This window comes from Pseudomonas sp. 13159349 (assembly GCF_013305685.1).
Classification (GTDB): Bacteria; Pseudomonadota; Gammaproteobacteria; order Pseudomonadales; family Pseudomonadaceae; genus Aquipseudomonas; species Aquipseudomonas asiatica.
This window is the reverse complement of record NZ_CP045553.1, coordinates 4102434-4118695: the sequence shown is the minus strand read 5'-3', so window position 1 is coordinate 4118695 and position 16262 is coordinate 4102434. Positions and strand designations below refer to the sequence as shown.

The window sequence follows — 16262 nt, the reverse complement described above, 5'->3', positions numbered from 1 at the left end:
CTGAGCAATGGCGTTTTGATATCGTATTGCCATTACTCTATTCAGATGATGAAGCATTCAGATGGTGGTTTTATCCTGGGCGCTTAAAGGTAGCTGTTGAACTGCTCTGTTTTTTCCATGCCCAGCCGCCGACAGCTTCATCAGCCGCTGGAATTTCGGGCATTCCAGGTGATCTTCCTCAGGGCACTGCGCCGCATGCCGCAAGCCCTTGCTCATTGCCTGCAAGCGCCTGATCCGTGCATCCAGTTCGTCGGCCTTGGCGATCAGCATCTGCCGGTCGACCTGCAGGTCCACCAGCATCGCCCCCACTTCATCCAGCGAAAACCCCGCAGCCTGGCCCAGGGCGATCAGCGCCAGCCGGTCTGCAACATCGGCTGCGAACTGCCGCCGCTGGCCAGGCCCGGCGAGTGACTTGAGCAGGCCTTTCTTCTCGTAGTAGCGCAGCGTCGAGGCGGGTACGCCTGTGCGCTTGGCGACGTCGGCAATGTCCATTTCGGGCCCTTGACTTGAAGTTGACTTCAACTTCTATGCTGCGCGGCATGGTGATGACCGTCAACTTGGAGGGCTTGTTCAATGACCTTTACTGCGATGTTTTCCGCTGCCTTGCCGATTGGTATCGGTGCCACGATGGTGATGGACTTGTGGGGGCTGCTGCTTAAACGGATGGGTGTCGCCACGCTGAACTTCGCCATGGTCGGGCGTTGGGCGGGGCATTTGCTGCACGGGCGTGTGCGGCACCAGGCGATTGCCAAGGCGGAACCGGTGCGGCATGAGCTGGCGTTGGGGTGGGGGATTCATTACGCCATCGGCGTGCTGTTCGCGATGCTGCTGGTCATGATCGTGGGGGAGGGCTGGTTGCTGGCACCTACATTGTTGCCTGCGCTGGTTGTTGGTGTGGTGACGGTCGTGGCGCCTTTGTGCTTCATGCAGCCGGCGATGGGCGCGGGGTTCTTTGCGTCGAGGACGCCGACGCCTGCGCGCAACTGCTTGAAGAGCCTGGCCACGCATTCTGTGTTTGGCGTTGGGATGTTCTTGAGTGCGGGTTTGGTTGCGGCTGTGTGAGAGCGACATTCCTCAAGACGAGCAATCGGTAGCAGGAATGCGATCTGCTTTCAGGATGCTTCCTACAACGGTCAGGGCAATTTCCCGCTTTTTCTGTAGGAGGTGTCGAAATATCCTACGCACTCTGTCGACTCCCGTCTGATTGTCCCGGGAATCACCGCCCACTAGGCTTTTGCGGTCGCTGTCGGTTCAGCGATCGGGTGTGGAAGCCTGGGGTGTGGTGGCTGTCGTCATGACAGTTGTACGTGGGAGGCCTCCGGCCTGCCGGGCTCACCATACCCCTGGTCTTCCACCCCGCGTACAACTGTCGCCCTACGTGTGGAAGCGAAAGGGTGTTCTCAGCCCGGTATGGTGAACCCATGAAAAAACTAGTCCCCGATCCACCCCACGTTTTCGAGCTTCCCCAAGGTAAATCCCTTTCCCGCGCCATCAGCGAAGGCATCGTGCCGATGGAGTTCGCGTTGATGAATGTCACCCACTACCTGATGTTTGCCTATAGCGACAGCCGGCGTGCGCTGGAGCGTAGCCAGGACGAGGAGACGCGGCAGTTGCTGGAGCACGGGTTGCGGGCCATGCAGATTGCCTGGGGGCAGGCGGATGCTGTGGCACTGGCAGTTGAGCGTAGAAGCCAGTGAAGTCGGCCTTGGAGTAAGTAGAGATAGCAGGGATATCAATTAACCCTGTGGGAGCGGGTTGACCCGCGAAGAACGCGACGCGATGGATGGCACCGGCTTTGCCGGTGTTCGCGGGTGAACCCGCTCCCACAGCGGGTGTGCAATTTTCGGGCGGGTTTGTCTTTCATCAGGTATGCGTGGCTCAGGGGCGAGCCACAGACATGGGTTCTTGGTTGCCCGTCCCCCCATACCGCTGCACAATCCGCTCGATCTCCCCCGACTGCTTCATTCGCACCAGCGCCCGCAGCAGCCCTTGGGTCGGTATCGACGGGTCATTGCGTACCATGCACCCCAGGTCCTGTTCTTCCAGTACTGCCAGCGCCTGCAATTGCTGTTCGGTGGGCAGGCCCTGGTTGAACCACTGCAACGACAGCTGGTTGCTTACCGCATGCCGATAGCGCCCGGCTTGCAGCTTCTGCAGTACCAGCAACTGGCTGCGGCTGTCCTCGCGGTGCAGGCGACCCTGGGCGAGCAGCGGTTGCAAGGTCGAATAGGTGTAGCCAAGCACCGTACCGATGGCCTGGGCAGGCAATTGCTCCGGGGGCAGCGGAGTACTATTGCCAGCGCGTCCTACCAGCAGGTCTCGCTGGTGCAGCAGTGGAATGCTCCAGACAAAATCCCCTGGCCGGTCATTGAACCACTGGGTGCTGACATAGCAGCGCACATCGATATCACCGCTGTTCATCGCCTCCTGCAGGCGCAGGCGGGCCATGACGTGGTATTCAGGGCGGATGCCCACTCCCTTGGCCAAGGCCTGCATCAGGTCGTACAGCATGCCTTCCACCGGCTGGTCGCCTTCGATGCGCACCAGCGGCATGCTCCAGCTCTCGGCGACAGAAAAACGCACCACGGGCTGTTCAGCCTGGTTGTAGGTGCTCCACAGCAGCAACAGGGCCAGCAGTCTTCGCAAAGGCGATCCTCCCTGGATGGCGCGCCAGTTTCAAAGCTTAGACGACTTGCGCAGGGTGCAATTTTGCCCCCGCTCCGCTAGCATTAGCGATCTTCCGCTCGATCAGGCTGCGATGGTTTTTCGATGAGTTATCAGGTTCTTGCACGTAAATGGCGTCCGCGCTCGTTCCGCGAAATGGTCGGCCAGACCCATGTGCTCAAGGCCTTGATCAATGCCTTGGACAACCAGCGCCTGCACCATGCCTATCTGTTCACTGGTACCCGGGGTGTGGGCAAGACGACCATTGCCCGTATCATCGCCAAGTGCCTGAACTGCGAAACCGGCATCACCTCAACGCCCTGCGGTACCTGTTCGGTGTGCCGGGAGATCGACGAAGGCCGTTTCGTCGACCTGATCGAGATCGACGCCGCCAGCCGCACCAAGGTCGAGGACACCCGCGAACTGCTCGATAACGTGCAGTACGCGCCGAGCCGTGGGCGCTTCAAGGTCTACCTGATCGACGAAGTGCACATGCTCTCGACTCACTCGTTCAACGCCTTGCTCAAGACGCTGGAAGAGCCACCGCCCTACGTCAAGTTCATCCTCGCCACCACTGACCCGCAGAAACTGCCGGCCACCATCCTGTCGCGCTGTCTGCAGTTCTCGCTGAAGAACATGAGCCCGGAGCGGGTGGTCGAGCACCTCAGCCATGTTCTGGCCGCCGAGAACGTGCCGTTCGAGCCGGATGCCCTGTGGCTGCTGGGGCGCGCGGCCGATGGTTCGATGCGCGACGCCATGAGCCTGACCGACCAGGCCATCGCCTTTGGCGAAGGCAAGGTACTGGCCGCCGATGTGCGGGCCATGCTCGGCAGCCTTGATCATGGCCAAGTCTACGGGGTGCTGCAGGCGCTGCTCGAAGGCGATGCCCGGGCCTTGCTCGAGGCCGTGCGCAACCTGGCCGAGCAGGGGCCGGACTGGGGTGGCGTGCTGGCCGAGATGCTCAATGTGCTGCACCGCGTGGCCATTGCCCAGGCGCTGCCGGAAGCGGTGGACAACGGCCAGGGCGACCGTGAGCGGGTGCTGGCACTGGCCTCGGCATTGCCAGCCGAGGACGTGCAGTTCTATTACCAGATGGGCCTGATCGGCCGCCGTGACCTGCCACTTGCGCCGGACCCGCGCGGCGGTTTCGAAATGGTCCTGCTGCGCATGCTGGCGTTCCGCCCCGCCGACACCGACGACGCGCCGAAGCCGGTACTAAAGCCAATGGGGATCAGCCAGGCCACAGCTGATCCTGCAACACCGGTGGCAGCGCCGGCGGTTGCCGTGGCGCCGCCGGCCGCTGCTGTCGTGGCGCCGGTTGCACCGGTTGCCGAGCAACAAGTGCAGGCGCCCGCACCGGTCGAACCAGCGCCACAGCCGGTTGTCGAGCCTGTGGTGGCAGCTGAGCCTGCCCCGGTCAGTGAACCTGAGCCAGCACCAGAACCCGTGGCAGAGGTGGTTGACCTGCCATGGGAAGAGCCCGCGCCAACGCCCGCACCGGTAGTGGCCGAGCCTGCGCCGGCTCCTGCACCGGCCGCTGCGCCCACGCCGGCACCTGCCGCCCCGGCGCACGATGACGAGCCACCCTTCGACCCGTCCGCCTATGCCGCCGTGGGCATGGATCGCGACGACGAACCGCCCCTGGACGAGGACTATTACGGCGGCGAAAGCGACCCGGTCGGCTTCAGCTACCTGGACGAACTGGCCGAACACGTCCAGGAAGAAGCACCCAAGCCGGCAGCCGAACCGCTGCCCGCAGCCAAGCCGGCCACCGGCCTGGCCCTGCAATGGCTGGAATTATTCCCACAGTTGCCTGTATCCGGGATGACAGGCAACATCGCGGCAAACTGTACGTTGATTGCCGTCGATGGCGACGACTGGCTGCTGCACCTGGACCCTGGCCAGGGTGCGCTGTTCAACGCCACCCAGCAACGGCGCCTTAACGAAGCGCTCAACCAGCACCTGGGGCGCACGCTGAACCTGCGCATCGAGCTGATCCTGCCCGAGCAGGAAACCCCGGCCCAGGCGGCGGCGCGCAAACGCGCCGAGCGCCAGCAGGACGCAGTCACCTCGATCGAGCAGGATCCGTTGATCCAGCAGATGATCAAGTTGTTCGGCGCCAAGGTGCGGCAGGATACTATTGAGCCTGTAGAAGCCCTGGTTAATCAGGGCCAGTAACGGATAACCATGCGGCCGGCCCGGTGCCGGGCCGCATCACATGACCCAATCGAGGTATACCCCCATGATGAAAGGTGGCATGGCCGGCCTGATGAAGCAGGCCCAGCAGATGCAGGAAAAGATGCAGAAGATGCAGGAAGAGCTGGCCAACGCCGAAGTCACCGGCCAGTCCGGTGGTGGCCTGGTGAGCGTGGTGATGACCGGTCGTCACGACGTCAAGCGTGTCAGCATCGACCAGAGCCTGATGTCGACTGATGAAGACGACAAGGAAGTGCTGGAAGACCTGATCGCCGCGGCACTGAACGACGCGGTGCGCAAGGTCGAGCAGAACAGCCAGGACAAGATGGGCAGCATGACCGCTGGCATGCAGCTGCCGCCGGGCTTCAAGATGCCGTTCTAAGGGTATTTGCGTTACCGAAAACCGCCGCTGATGACAGCGGCGGTTTTTTTGTGCGTTCCTGCAGCCTGCGCGGTCTTTGTAGGAGCGGCCTTGTGTCGCGAAAGGGCTGCGCAGCAGCCCCGGCAATCCATGCTGCGAAGCTGATAACCTGGGGCCGCTTCGCGCCCCATCGCGACACAAGGCCGCTCCTACAGGGACCGCGCAAGCCTTGCGATGTGCGCATGGCTGATTTGACGCCACTGCCCCCGCTGGGTATAAACCGCCTCTTATTGATTTGTCAGGCCTTTCCCATGAGCTTCAGCCCTCTCATCCGCCAACTGATCGATGCCCTGCGTATTCTCCCGGGTGTCGGTCAGAAAACCGCCCAGCGCATGGCCCTGCAATTGCTCGAACGTGACCGCAGCGGCGGCCTGCGCCTGGCACAGGCCTTGACCCAGGCCATGGAAGGGGTTGGGCATTGCCGTCAGTGCCGTACCCTGACCGAGCAGGAGCTGTGCCCGCAATGCGCCGACACGCGCCGTGACGATACCCAGTTGTGTGTAGTCGAAGGGCCGACCGATGTGTATGCAGTGGAGCAGACCGGCTACCGTGGTCGCTACTTCGTGCTCAAGGGCCACTTGTCGCCGCTGGACGGGCTGGGGCCCGAGGCGATCGGGATTCCGCAGCTGATGGCGCGGATCGAGGAGCAGGGCACCTTCACCGAGGTGATCCTGGCGACCAACCCGACGGTGGAAGGGGAGGCGACGGCGCATTACATTGCCCAGTTGCTGAGCGAGAAGGGTCTGGTGGCGTCGCGGATTGCCCATGGTGTACCGCTGGGCGGCGAGCTGGAGCTGGTGGATGGTGGGACCTTGGCCCATGCGTTTGCAGGGCGTCGGCCGATTTCGCTCTGATCGAGAATTGTTGGGGCCGCTTTGCGGCCCATTCGCGGCACAAGGCCGCTCCTACAGGCACCGCGCAATATCCAGGTGTTCGCGGTCCCTGTAGGAGCGGCCTTGTGCCGCGAATGGGCTGCAAAGCAGCCCAAAACCCAACTCAGTACTCGCTGAGCGAAAACTCGGTCAGGCAGAAGGTCGGCACACCCGCAGCCTGCAAGCGGCGCGACCCCTCCAGCTCCGGCAGATCGATGATCGCCGCCGCCTCGAACACCTGCGCACCGGTCCGGCGCACCAGGTTGGCCGCTGCCAGCAGCGTACCGCCCGTAGCAATCAGGTCATCGAAGATCAACACCGAATCCCCTTCGCACAGGCTGTCGGCATGCACTTCCAGGAAGGCTTCGCCGTACTCGGTCTGGTAACCCTCGCTCAGCACATCAGCCGGCAGCTTGCCTTGCTTGCGGAACAGGATCAGCGGCTTGTTCAGTTGGTGTGCGATGATCGAGCCGATCAGGAAGCCCCGGGCATCCATGGCACCGATGTGGCTGAACTCGGCTTCGACGTAGCGCTCGATGAACTGGTCGGCTACATAGCGCAGCCCGCGCGGCGACTGGAACAGCGGGGTGATATCGCGGAAGATCACGCCCGGTTTGGGGAAGTCCACTACCGGGCGGATCAGGGCTTTGAGGTCGAAGGCGTCGCTGTGCATTGTTGCGGGTATCCTGGGAAAACGAATGCCCAAGTATACCCGCTAAACGCCGGCCTCAGGCCTCCATTGCTCCACCGGCCAGCGCGCACAGCTGGATCGGGTCGAGAATGTGCACTTCCTTGCCTTCGGCACGGATCAGGCCATTCTGCTGGAAGCGGGTGAACACCCGTGACACGGTTTCCACCGCCAGGCCCAGGTAGTTGCCGATTTCGTTGCGCGACATGCTCAGGCGGAACTGGTTGGCCGAATAGCCGCGGGCGCGGAAGCGTGCCGACAGGTTGACCAGGAAGGTGGCAATACGCTCGTCGGCGGTCTTTTTCGACAGCAGCAGCATCATCTGCTGGTCGTCGCGGATTTCCCGGCTCATTACCCGCATCAGTTGGCGGCGTAGCTGCGGTAGCTGCACCGACAGCTCGTCGAGGCGTTCGAACGGGATTTCGCACACCGAGGTAGTTTCCTGGGCCTGGGCCGACACCGGGTAGGCTTCGGTGTCCATGCCCGACAGGCCGACCAGCTCGCTGGGCAGGTGGAAGCCGGTGATCTGCTCTTCGCCGCTGTCGCTGAGGCTGAAGGTTTTCAGCGCGCCGGAACGTACCGCGTAGACCGAGCCGAAATTGTCGCCCTGGCGGAACAGAAACTCGCCTTTTTTCAACGGCCGCCCACGTTTGACGATTTCATCCAGTGCATCCATGTCTTCCAGGTTGAGCGACAGAGGCAGGCACAGGGGGGCCAGGCTGCAGTCCTTGCAATGGGCCTGGTTGTGTGGGCGCAGTTTGACTGGCTCGGACATTTTCATTCGATCCTTGTGGGAAAGCACACATAAGACGTAAGGGTAACTCACGGCATAGGTTGTAGGCCAGCGTGCGCTGTTGTGGTGCGAGCTGGCCCGGCCCCGGCGGGTGTGCGCCGGGGCCTTCGCTGTGCCCATGGTGTGCCTGGCAAGGAACTTTGTCCATGCGGTTGAACGACTCGGTTCAGATCACCCGCGAGAAGCGCTGGCGGTTGTGCATCGCCAGGTAGGCGTCGAACACCATGCATACCGAGCGCGCCAGCAGGCGGCCGGCCGGCAGGATGCGGATGCCTTTGTCATCCAGGCGGATCAGGCCGTCGCGCTGCAAGGTCAGCAGTTCTGGCCAGAGGTCGTTGAAGTAGCCGCGAAAATCAATGGTGAATGCCTGTTCGATCGGCTCGAAATCGAGCTCGAAATGGCAGATCAGTTGCTGGATCACTGCACGGCGGATGCGGTCGTCGTGGTTGCACAGCAGGCCGCGCTGGGTGGCCAACTGGGCGTTGGACAGGCTGTCCTGGTAGGTGTTGAGGTCGCTGCTGTTCTGGCAGTACAGGTCGCCGATCTGGCTGATGGCCGACACGCCCAGGCCGATCAGGTCGCAGTGCCCATGGGTGGTGTAGCCCTGGAAGTTGCGCTGCAGGGTGCCTTCTTCCTGGGCGATGGCCAGCTCGTCGTCGGGCAGGGCGAAGTGGTCCATGCCGATGTAGCGGTAGCCGGCGGCGGTCAGCTGGTCGATGGTGGCGTGCAGCATCTCCAGCTTGGCGGCCGCGCTGGGCAGGTCATTGCTGTCGATGCGCCGTTGCGGCATGAAGCGTTCGGGCAGGTGGGCGTAGTTGAACACTGACAGGCGGTCGGGTTGCAGGCGGATCACTTCTTCGACAGTGCGGGCAAAGCCTTCCGGGGTTTGCTTGGGCAGGCCGTAGATCAGGTCGAGGTTGATCGAGCGGAACTGCAGGGTGCGCGCGGCTTCGATCAGGGTGCGGGTCTGCTCCAGGCTCTGCAGGCGGTTGACCGCGCGCTGCACGGCTGGGTCGAGGTCCTGCACGCCCAGGCTGACGCGGTTGAAGCCCAGTTCGCGGAGCAGGCCCATGGTCGACCAGTCGGCTTCGCGCGGGTCGATCTCGATGCCGTAGTCACCGGAGTCGTCGTCCAGCAGGTGGAAGTGCTGGCGCAGGGTGGCCATCAGCTGGCGCAGTTCCACATGGCTGAGGAAGGTTGGCGTGCCGCCGCCGAAGTGCAACTGCTCGACACGCTGCTTGGGATCGAGGTGGCAGGCGATCAGCTGGATTTCCTGCTCCAGGCGCTGCAGGTAGGGCGCAGCGCGGGCGCGGTCCTTGGTGATGACCTTGTTGCAGGCGCAGTAGTAGCAGATGTTGGCGCAGAACGGCACGTGCACGTACAGCGACAGCGGGCGCACGGCCCGACGGCTCTCGCGCAGGGCGTGGAGCAGGTCGAACGAGCCCACTTCGCTGTGCAGTTGCACGGCGGTCGGGTAGGAGGTGTAGCGTGGCCCGGCCAGGTCGTAGCGGCGGATCAGGTCGGTATCCCAACGTAGGTCGTCGAGCATGAGGGTGGTCCCCGGAAAGAGCAGCAGTGCCCCGGAGTCTATGGCCGTCTGTAGGAATCTGTGTTGATTTGTATCAAGAGCATAGGGGCTGCTCTGCAGCCCTTCGCGGGCTTGCCCGCTCCCACAGGGGTACACATGATCCTGTGGGAGCGGGCAAGCCCGCGAAGGGCCGCAAAGCGGCCCCCTCAATGCCCCATCAACCAGTGCTGATGCGGCCCCGGCATGGTCCAGATACCAAACAGCATCACCAGCACCCCGCCAGCCACCCGCACACTGCGCCGTTTCAACAACCTGTTTACTCGCTCAGCCGCCAGCCCCGTGGCCAGTAGCACCGGCCAGGTCCCCACGCCGAACACCAGCATCAGCGCCGCGCTGTACCCGGCATTGCCCTGACTGGCCGCCCACAGCAGGGTGCTGTATACCAGGCCGCATGGTAGCCACCCCCATAGCGCCCCCAGCAACAACGCCCGAGGCACGCTGGACACCGGCAGCAAGCGCGACGCCGCTGGCTGAATATGCCGCCACAGTCCCCGGCCCAGCGCCTCGATGCGGGTCAGCCCGCTCCACCAGCCTGCCAGGTACAGCCCCATGGCGATCAACAGCAGCGCCGCCACCACCCGCAGTGCCAGCGCCGCCGGGCTGCTGGCCACGGCCCAGCCGGCCAGGCCCAGCAGCAGGCCGGCACAGGCATAACTGAGAATGCGGCCAAGGTTGTACGCGAGCAGCAGGCGCATGCGCCGCCCACGTTGTTCAGGCGGGATGGCAAGGGTCAGCGCGCCCATCAGGCCGCCGCACATGCCCAGGCAGTGGCCGCCGCCGAGCAAACCGAGGATCAACGCCGAGCCCAGCAGGGGCAGCAGGTCAGGCACGGGGCGGGTTTTCCTTGTCGGTGTCGGCCTTGCTGTCGTCAGGTTTCACCGCCGCCTGATGGCGCGGGTCCTGGTCGTCGAACAGGATGCTGTGGGCAGGGCTTTCCAGGTCGTCGTACTGGCCGCTGTCCACCGCCCAGAAGAAGATGTACACGGCCACGCCGACCAGCAGCAGGGCCGCCGGGATCATGACATAGAGGGCGGGCATGGCGACTTCCTCCCAGGCAGGGGCGCTTCGGTCGATGGCAAACCCGATGCCGGGGGCAGGCGGGTCAGGCGCAGGGCATTGAGCACCACGATCAGCGAACTGACCGACATGCCGATGGCTGCCCATACCGGGGTGATCCAGCCGAGCGCGGCGAACGGCAGCATCAGGCCATTATACAGGGTCGCCCACAGCAGGTTCTCGAGGATGTTGCGGCGGGTGCGGCGGGATAGCTCGAAGGCCTGTACCAGCGCCTGCAAACGATTGGACAGAAGCACGGCGTCGGCGCTGGTCTTGGCCAGGTCGGTGGCGCTGCCCATGGCGATGCTGATGTCCGCGGCGGCCAGTACCGGCACGTCGTTGACCCCGTCACCCAGCATCAGCACCTTGCGCCCGGCCGCCTGCAGCGCCTTCAGCCGGTCCAGTTTGTCGTCCGGGCGCAGCCCGCCGATGGCCTGGTCGATGCCCAGCTGCGCGGCCACTTCGGCAACCATCGGCGAGCTGTCGCCCGACAGCAGCAGCGTGCGCCAGCCACGGGCCTTGCAGGCCGCCAGCAGGGCAGGGGCATCGTCGCGCAGGCGGTCGTCCAGGCCGAACCAGGCCAGCGGGCCCTGGCGGTCGCCCAGCAGCAGCCACTGGCCGCGCGGCTCTGGCACTCCGGGGATTTCCGCGCCGCTCAGGGCGCAGACGAAGGTGGCCTGGCCAATGCGCAGGCGCTGGCCTTCGACCAACCCTTCCAGGCCCAGGCCCGGTACGGTCTGCACCTCGTCAGCAGGCGTGGCGGTGCGGCCGAAGGCACGGGCGATGGGGTGTTCGGAGCGGTTCTCCAGCGCTGCGGCCAGGGCCAGGCAGCGGTCGGCGGGCAGGCTGCCGAGCGGTCGAATGCTGCGCAAGGTCAGGCGGCCTTCGGTCAGCGTGCCGGTCTTGTCGAAAATCACCGTGTCGATCTGGTTCAGGCCTTCCAGCACATGGCCACGGGTCACCAGCAGGCCGAGCTTGTGCAACGTGCCAGTGGCTGCGGTAAGCGCCGTTGGCGTGGCCAGGGACAGCGCGCAGGGGCAGGTCGCTACCAGCATGGCCAGCACGATCCAGAACGCCCGCGCCGGGTCCAGGTGCCACCACCACAGGCCGATGGCCGCGGCGGCCAGCAGCGAGAACAGCAGGAACCACTGCGAGGCCCGGTCGGCGATTTCGGCCAGGCGTGGTTTTTCGGTCTGGGCGCGTTCCAGCAGGCGGACGATGGCCGACAACCGCGAGTCGTGACCGAGGGCTTCGACTTCCACGTTCAGGGTGCTTTCGACGTTCAGGGTACCGCCGGTGACCCGCTCGCCGACCCGCCGTGGTTGCGGCAGGTATTCACCGGTCAGCAACGATTCATCGACGCTGGAGCGGCCTTCGACGATGCGCCCGTCGGCGGGGATTACCGCGCCTGGCAGCACCTGCACTGTGTCACCGCGCTGCAGTTCGCTGAGCAGGATGCGTTCGCTGCGGCCGACGGCGTCCAGGCGCAGGCACGAGGCCGGCAGCAGGTTGACCAGCTGCGCGGTGGCCGCGGCGGTGCGTTCGCGGGCGCGGCGCTCCAGGTAACGGCCAGTTAGCAGGAACAGCGCGAACATGCCCACGGTGTCGAAATACAGCTCGCCGCTGCCGGTGATGGCGGTCCAGATACCGGCGCCGAACGCCAGGCCAATGGCCAGCGACACCGAAACGTCCATGGTCAGGTGGCGGGTACGCAGGTCGCGTGCCGCGCCTTTGAAGAACGGTGCGCAGCTGTAGAACACGATGGGGATGGTGAGAAACAGCGCCACCCAGCGCAGAATGGTGTGCAGCTCGGGCGACAGGTCGATGTTGAATTCCGGCCAGGTGGCCATGGTTGCCATCATCGCCTGGAACCACAGCAGCCCGGCCACGCCCAGGCGGCGCAGGGCGCTGCGGTTCTCGCGGGCCAGTTGCTCGGCGGCCTGGTCGGGCTGATAGGGGTGGGCGGCGTAGCCGATCTGGCGCAGCTCTGCGAGCAGGCGCGAGAGCGGCAGTTGCTTGTCATCCCAGTTCAGCAGCAGGCGGTGGTTGGACAGGTTCAGGCGCGCCTCGGCGACGCCGGGCAGGTTGCGCAGGTGCTTTTCGATCAGCCAGCCGCAGGCGGCGCAGCTGATGCCTTCGACCAGCAGGGTGGTCTCGGCCAGGTCGCCAGCATGGCGAACGAAGGTTTGCTGAACGTCGCTGCGGTCGTAGAGGGCCAGTTCGTCCTGTAGCTGCCTGGGCAGGGCCTCGGGGTTGGCGCTGTTGTCGCTGCGGTGCTGGTAGTAGTGTTCCAGGCCACCGGCGACGATCGACTCGGCCACTGCCTGGCAGCCGGGGCAGCAGAACTGCCGGGACTCACCGAGGACCACGGCGTTGAAGCGGCTGCCGGCGGGGACGGGCATTGCGCAGTGGTAGCAGGGGGTGGGCTGGGTCATCACATCATTGCCTTACACAAATCGGCCGGCTGGCGCGCATCCCTGTAGGAGCGGCCTTGTGTCGCGAAAGGGCCGCGAAGCGGCCCCGGGACTTCAGCAGCGGTGCATGAATCGCTGGGGCTGCGCTGCAGCCCTTTCGCGACACAAGGCCGCTCCTACAGGTGCTCGGCGCCTTGAATGGCTTCGTCACCCAGTTGCAAAGTGACACCATGCTCCACTTTCTCTTCCTCGAACAAGCGCCAAACCTGGCCACCTTCGCTACCCAGCAGCTCAACGAAGCGCCGCCCGTCAACCTTGTCCTCCAGCTGCCCCACATAGCGCCCAGCCTCGACCCGGCTCAACAGCACCTTGCGGTCTTTCTCCGGCTGGGTTGGCGAGATCAGGTTCAGCTCCAGGCTCTGCGGGTCGCTGTTGCCGGCCAGGCGCACGTCCACTTCGCCGGTCAGCTCGTCCAGGTGCACGCCGGCCTTCAGGCCCAGCGTCTGCGCCAGCAGTTCTCGGTCCAGCGAGCGGTTGATGCCCTTGCCAGCCTCGTAGTAGTTGTCGTTCACCAGGTTGTCCGGGTTGTGCACGGCGATGCTGACCATGGTCAGGCTCAGGCACACCGAGGTGGCGAGAATGCCGATGATGATCCAGGGCCAGAGGTGCTTGTACCAGGGGCTGGCGGCGGTGGCAGGCATTGTGGGTTATCTCTCTTAGCGGATCTGTGGGCCGATGAAGCGGCTCTTGGCTTCAACCTGGGCGTCGCTGTCATCGGCGCTCTTGAGGATGAAGGTAATTTCGTTGGTGGTCGATGGCAGTTTCTCGGGCGCGATCGACAGCTGCACCGGCAGGCTGACGATATCACCAGCGTCCACGCGGATCTCGCGCTGGCCTTCAAGCTTCAGGTCCGGCAGGCCGGTGGCGTCCAGCACGTAGACGTGGTCACGCTGGTCCTTGTTCATCACCTTCAGGCTATACACGTTCTCGATCCGGCCCTGGGCGTTCTCGCGGTACAGCACGCGGTCCTTGCTGACGTCGAAACCGACCAGCGAACGGGTGGCGAAGGCGGTGGCCAGGCCGACCATCATCACCAGCAGTACCACGGCATAGCCGATCAGGCGCGGGCGCAGCATGTGGGTCTTCTGCCCGGACAGGTTGTGCTCGGTGGTGTAGCTGATCAGCCCCCTTGGGTAATTCATCTTGTCCATGATGTTGTCACAGGCATCGATGCACGCGGCGCAGCCGATGCACTCGATCTGCAGGCCGTCACGGATATCGATGCCGGTGGGGCAGACCTGCACGCACATGGTGCAGTCGATGCAGTCGCCCAGGCCGGCGGCCTTGTAGTCCAGGTCCTTTTTGCGCGGGCCGCGGGTTTCGCCACGACGCGGGTCGTAGGAAACGATCAGCGTGTCCTTGTCGAACATCACACTCTGGAAGCGCGCGTAGGGGCACATGTACACGCACACCTGCTCGCGCAGCCAGCCGGCGTTGCCGTAGGTGGCGAGGGTGAAGAAGCCGACCCAGAAGTAGGCCCAGCCGTCGGCCTGGCCGGTAAAGAATTCGATGGCCAGTTCACGGATCGGCGAGAAATAGCCGACGAAGGTCATGCCGGTGACGAAACCGATCAGCAGCCACAGGCTGTGCTTGGCGAACTTGCGCAGGAACTTGTTGCCGCTCATGGGGGCTTTGTCGAGCTTCATGCGCTGGTTGCGGTCGCCCTCGGTGACCTTCTCGCACCACATGAAAATCCATGTCCACACGCTTTGCGGGCAGGTGTAGCCGCACCACACCCGGCCGGCGAACACGGTGATGAAGAACAGGCCGAAGGCGGCAACGATGAGGATGCCCGAGAGCAATATGAAGTCTTGCGGCCAGATGGTGGCGCCGAAGATGTAGAACTTGCGTTCGGGCAGGTTCCACCACACGGCCTGGTGGCCGCCCCAGTTCAACCACACCGTGCCGAAGTACAGCATGAACAGCACAGCCCCGCCGACCATGCGCAGGCGTCGGAACAGGCCGGTGAAAGCGCGGGTGTAGATCTTTTCCCGGGAGGCGTAGAGGTCGACGGAATCCTTCCCTTTGTTGGCAGGCGGGGTGACATCATGTACCGGAATTTGCTTGCTCATCATCAAGTCCCACGGCAGTGGAGAAGTGCCGCAGCCAGTGCATGCCGGCCGCAGTCTCGCGCAATCTGCTAGCGCTCTGCGGCCCATGATACGCCGCTGATGGCAGTATGGGGCTGCACTGCGACCTTTAGTCGCGTTGGGTTCGTGGTATGAATCGTGTTATGGCAGGTGTCAATTGATCCAGGTCATGGGGCCTGCAACAAATGTGTTTTCAGTACCGGCCTCTTCGCGGGTTTACCCGCGAAGAGGCCAGGCCTGCTTACTCGGCCTTGGCCGGTGCCTGGTCCTGCTGCGACAGGCTATACACATAAGCCGCCAGCAAGTGCACCTTGTCATTCCCTTGCAGCTGCTCCTGGGCCGGCATCTGCCCCTGGCGACCGTAGCGGATGGTCTGTTGCAACTGGGCAAAGCTCGAGCCGTAGATGAACGCCTGCGGATGGGTCAGGTTCGGCGCGCCCATGGCTGGCGTGCCCTTGCCCTCGGGCCCGTGGCAGGCCACGCAGTTGGCGGCGAAGATCTTCTGACCGTTTTCGGCATCGGCTTTCACGCCCTCTGGCAGCGTGCGGCCATCGAGCTTGCTGACCACGAACGCAGCCACGTCGGCCACGCCCTGCTCGCCGATCACTTCGGCCCAGGCCGGCATCACGCCGTGGCGGCCGCCCATGATGGTTGCCTTGATGGTGTCCGGCTCGCCGCCCCAGCGCCAGTCGTTGTCGGTAAGATTGGGGAAACCATAGGCACCCTTGGCGTCGGAGCCGTGGCATACCGAGCAGTTGGAGGCGAACAGCCGCGCGCCCATCTTCAGGGCCTGCGGGTCCTTGGCCACCTCGGTGATGGGCATGGCGGCGAACTTGGCGAAGATCGGCCCGAAGCGGGCGTCGGCCTTGGCCATTTCCTTTTCCCACTCGTGCACGCCGGTCCAGCCCGGCTGGCCGTTGGAAAACTCGGTCTGCTTGTCGTTATCCAGGTATGAGTAGCCTGGCAGGACGCCTTTCCAGTTGCCCAGGCCCGGGTACAGCACCAGGTAGCCGAGGGCGAAGATGATGGTGCCGACGAACAGCCAGAACCACCATTTCGGCAGTGGGTTGTCGTACTCCTCGATGCCATCGAAGGCATGCCCGACGGTTTCGTCGGTGACCTCTTCGCGCTGGCCCTTGCGGGTCGACAGCAGCAGCCAGGTCAACGAGAAGATGGTGCCCAGGGTCAGGACGGTAACGTACAGACTCCAGAAGGTTGTCATTGTTTTTTGCTCCCAGAAGCTTTTGCGTGCTCTTGCTCGACGTGGCGGCAGGCCTCGGGGTCATCCGCGAAGGGCAGTTGGGTCGCTTCGTCGAAGTCCTTCTTGCGCCGTGGGTTGAACACCCACAGCGCCAGGCCCACGAAGGCCACCATCACCACGACGGTGCCCAGGCCGCGAATCATCCCGATATCCATCAGC

The 16262-nt window shown here is 64.1% G+C and carries 17 protein-coding genes; 5 read left to right on the top strand and 12 right to left on the bottom strand.

What is annotated here, in order from left to right; translation table 11 throughout:
• Positions 1–57: 57 nt before the first annotated feature.
• Complete coding sequence (locus GEV38_RS19000) at positions 58–492, bottom strand: helix-turn-helix domain-containing protein (protein WP_054572353.1); 435 nt, start codon at positions 490–492, stop codon at positions 58–60.
• Positions 493–573: 81 nt separating this feature from the next.
• On the opposite strand from GEV38_RS19000, the gene GEV38_RS18995 reads away from it, so the two are divergent.
• Both GEV38_RS18995 and GEV38_RS18990 read left to right on the top strand, forming a co-directional pair.
• Positions 574–1062, top strand: a complete 489-nt coding sequence (locus tag GEV38_RS18995) for a DUF2938 domain-containing protein (protein WP_061304283.1) — start codon at positions 574–576, stop codon at positions 1060–1062.
• 359 nt (positions 1063–1421) lie between these two features.
• The gene (locus GEV38_RS18990; protein WP_054572351.1) at positions 1422–1697 is read left to right on the top strand and encodes a hypothetical protein; all 276 of its coding nucleotides are present in this window, start codon (positions 1422–1424) and stop codon (positions 1695–1697) included.
• Positions 1698–1878: 181 nt separating this feature from the next.
• Here the strand turns inward: GEV38_RS18990 and GEV38_RS18985 are convergent, their stop codons facing one another.
• Positions 1879–2646: an ABC transporter substrate-binding protein gene (locus GEV38_RS18985; protein ID WP_054572350.1), complete on the bottom strand. Its 768-nt coding sequence runs from the start codon at positions 2644–2646 to the stop codon at positions 1879–1881.
• Between the two features lie 123 nt (positions 2647–2769).
• Here GEV38_RS18985 and dnaX point away from each other — a divergent pair, with 123 nt between their 5' ends.
• The 3 genes from dnaX to recR all read left to right on the top strand — a co-directional run bounded on the left by dnaX (position 2770) and on the right by recR (position 6135).
• Positions 2770–4842, top strand: coding sequence for a DNA polymerase III subunit gamma/tau (dnaX, locus tag GEV38_RS18980; RefSeq protein ID WP_054572349.1), 2073 nt, complete (start codon positions 2770–2772; stop codon positions 4840–4842).
• A gap of 64 nt (positions 4843–4906) precedes the next feature.
• Positions 4907–5242 carry a YbaB/EbfC family nucleoid-associated protein gene (locus tag GEV38_RS18975; protein WP_003259671.1) on the top strand — a complete coding sequence of 112 codons (336 nt, stop codon included), beginning with the start codon at positions 4907–4909 and terminating at the stop codon, positions 5240–5242.
• 290 nt (positions 5243–5532) lie between these two features.
• Positions 5533–6135, top strand: a complete 603-nt coding sequence (gene recR / locus GEV38_RS18970) for a recombination mediator RecR (protein WP_003259670.1) — start codon at positions 5533–5535, stop codon at positions 6133–6135.
• Between the two features lie 142 nt (positions 6136–6277).
• On the opposite strand, the gene GEV38_RS18965 is transcribed toward recR, so the two are convergent.
• The 10 genes from GEV38_RS18965 to GEV38_RS18920 form a co-directional block, all read right to left on the bottom strand.
• Entirely contained in the window at positions 6278–6826 is a 549-nt protein-coding gene (locus GEV38_RS18965) for an adenine phosphoribosyltransferase (RefSeq protein WP_054573138.1), read from the bottom strand.
• 55 nt (positions 6827–6881) lie between these two features.
• Positions 6882–7616: a Crp/Fnr family transcriptional regulator FnrA gene (fnrA, locus tag GEV38_RS18960; RefSeq protein WP_015271145.1), complete on the bottom strand. Its 735-nt coding sequence runs from the start codon at positions 7614–7616 to the stop codon at positions 6882–6884.
• 184 nt (positions 7617–7800) lie between these two features.
• A complete protein-coding gene (hemN, locus tag GEV38_RS18955) occupies positions 7801–9183 on the bottom strand; it encodes an oxygen-independent coproporphyrinogen III oxidase (protein WP_015271144.1) in 1383 nt (460 codons plus the stop codon).
• A gap of 185 nt (positions 9184–9368) precedes the next feature.
• A complete protein-coding gene (locus GEV38_RS18950; protein WP_054572587.1) occupies positions 9369–10052 on the bottom strand; it encodes a sulfite exporter TauE/SafE family protein in 684 nt (227 codons plus the stop codon).
• A complete protein-coding gene (ccoS, locus tag GEV38_RS18945) occupies positions 10045–10260 on the bottom strand; it encodes a cbb3-type cytochrome oxidase assembly protein CcoS (RefSeq protein ID WP_013973501.1) in 216 nt (71 codons plus the stop codon). The genes GEV38_RS18950 and ccoS overlap by 8 nt, the downstream gene beginning before the upstream one ends.
• A complete protein-coding gene (locus GEV38_RS18940; protein ID WP_054572586.1) occupies positions 10239–12713 on the bottom strand; it encodes a heavy metal translocating P-type ATPase in 2475 nt (824 codons plus the stop codon). Before GEV38_RS18940 ends, ccoS begins: the two co-directional genes overlap by 22 nt.
• Before the next feature lie 155 nt (positions 12714–12868).
• Positions 12869–13393: a FixH family protein gene (locus GEV38_RS18935; RefSeq protein WP_054572585.1), complete on the bottom strand. Its 525-nt coding sequence runs from the start codon at positions 13391–13393 to the stop codon at positions 12869–12871.
• Between the two features lie 15 nt (positions 13394–13408).
• Positions 13409–14824: a cytochrome c oxidase accessory protein CcoG gene (gene ccoG / locus GEV38_RS18930; protein WP_054572584.1), complete on the bottom strand. Its 1416-nt coding sequence runs from the start codon at positions 14822–14824 to the stop codon at positions 13409–13411.
• 259 nt (positions 14825–15083) lie between these two features.
• Positions 15084–16064 (bottom strand): cytochrome-c oxidase, cbb3-type subunit III, encoded by a 981-nt coding sequence (gene ccoP / locus GEV38_RS18925; RefSeq protein ID WP_015271139.1) that lies wholly within the window; start codon positions 16062–16064, stop codon positions 15084–15086.
• Positions 16061–16258 (bottom strand): CcoQ/FixQ family Cbb3-type cytochrome c oxidase assembly chaperone, encoded by a 198-nt coding sequence (locus GEV38_RS18920; protein WP_015271138.1) that lies wholly within the window; start codon positions 16256–16258, stop codon positions 16061–16063. Before GEV38_RS18920 ends, ccoP begins: the two co-directional genes overlap by 4 nt.
• Positions 16259–16262 lie beyond the last annotated feature (4 nt).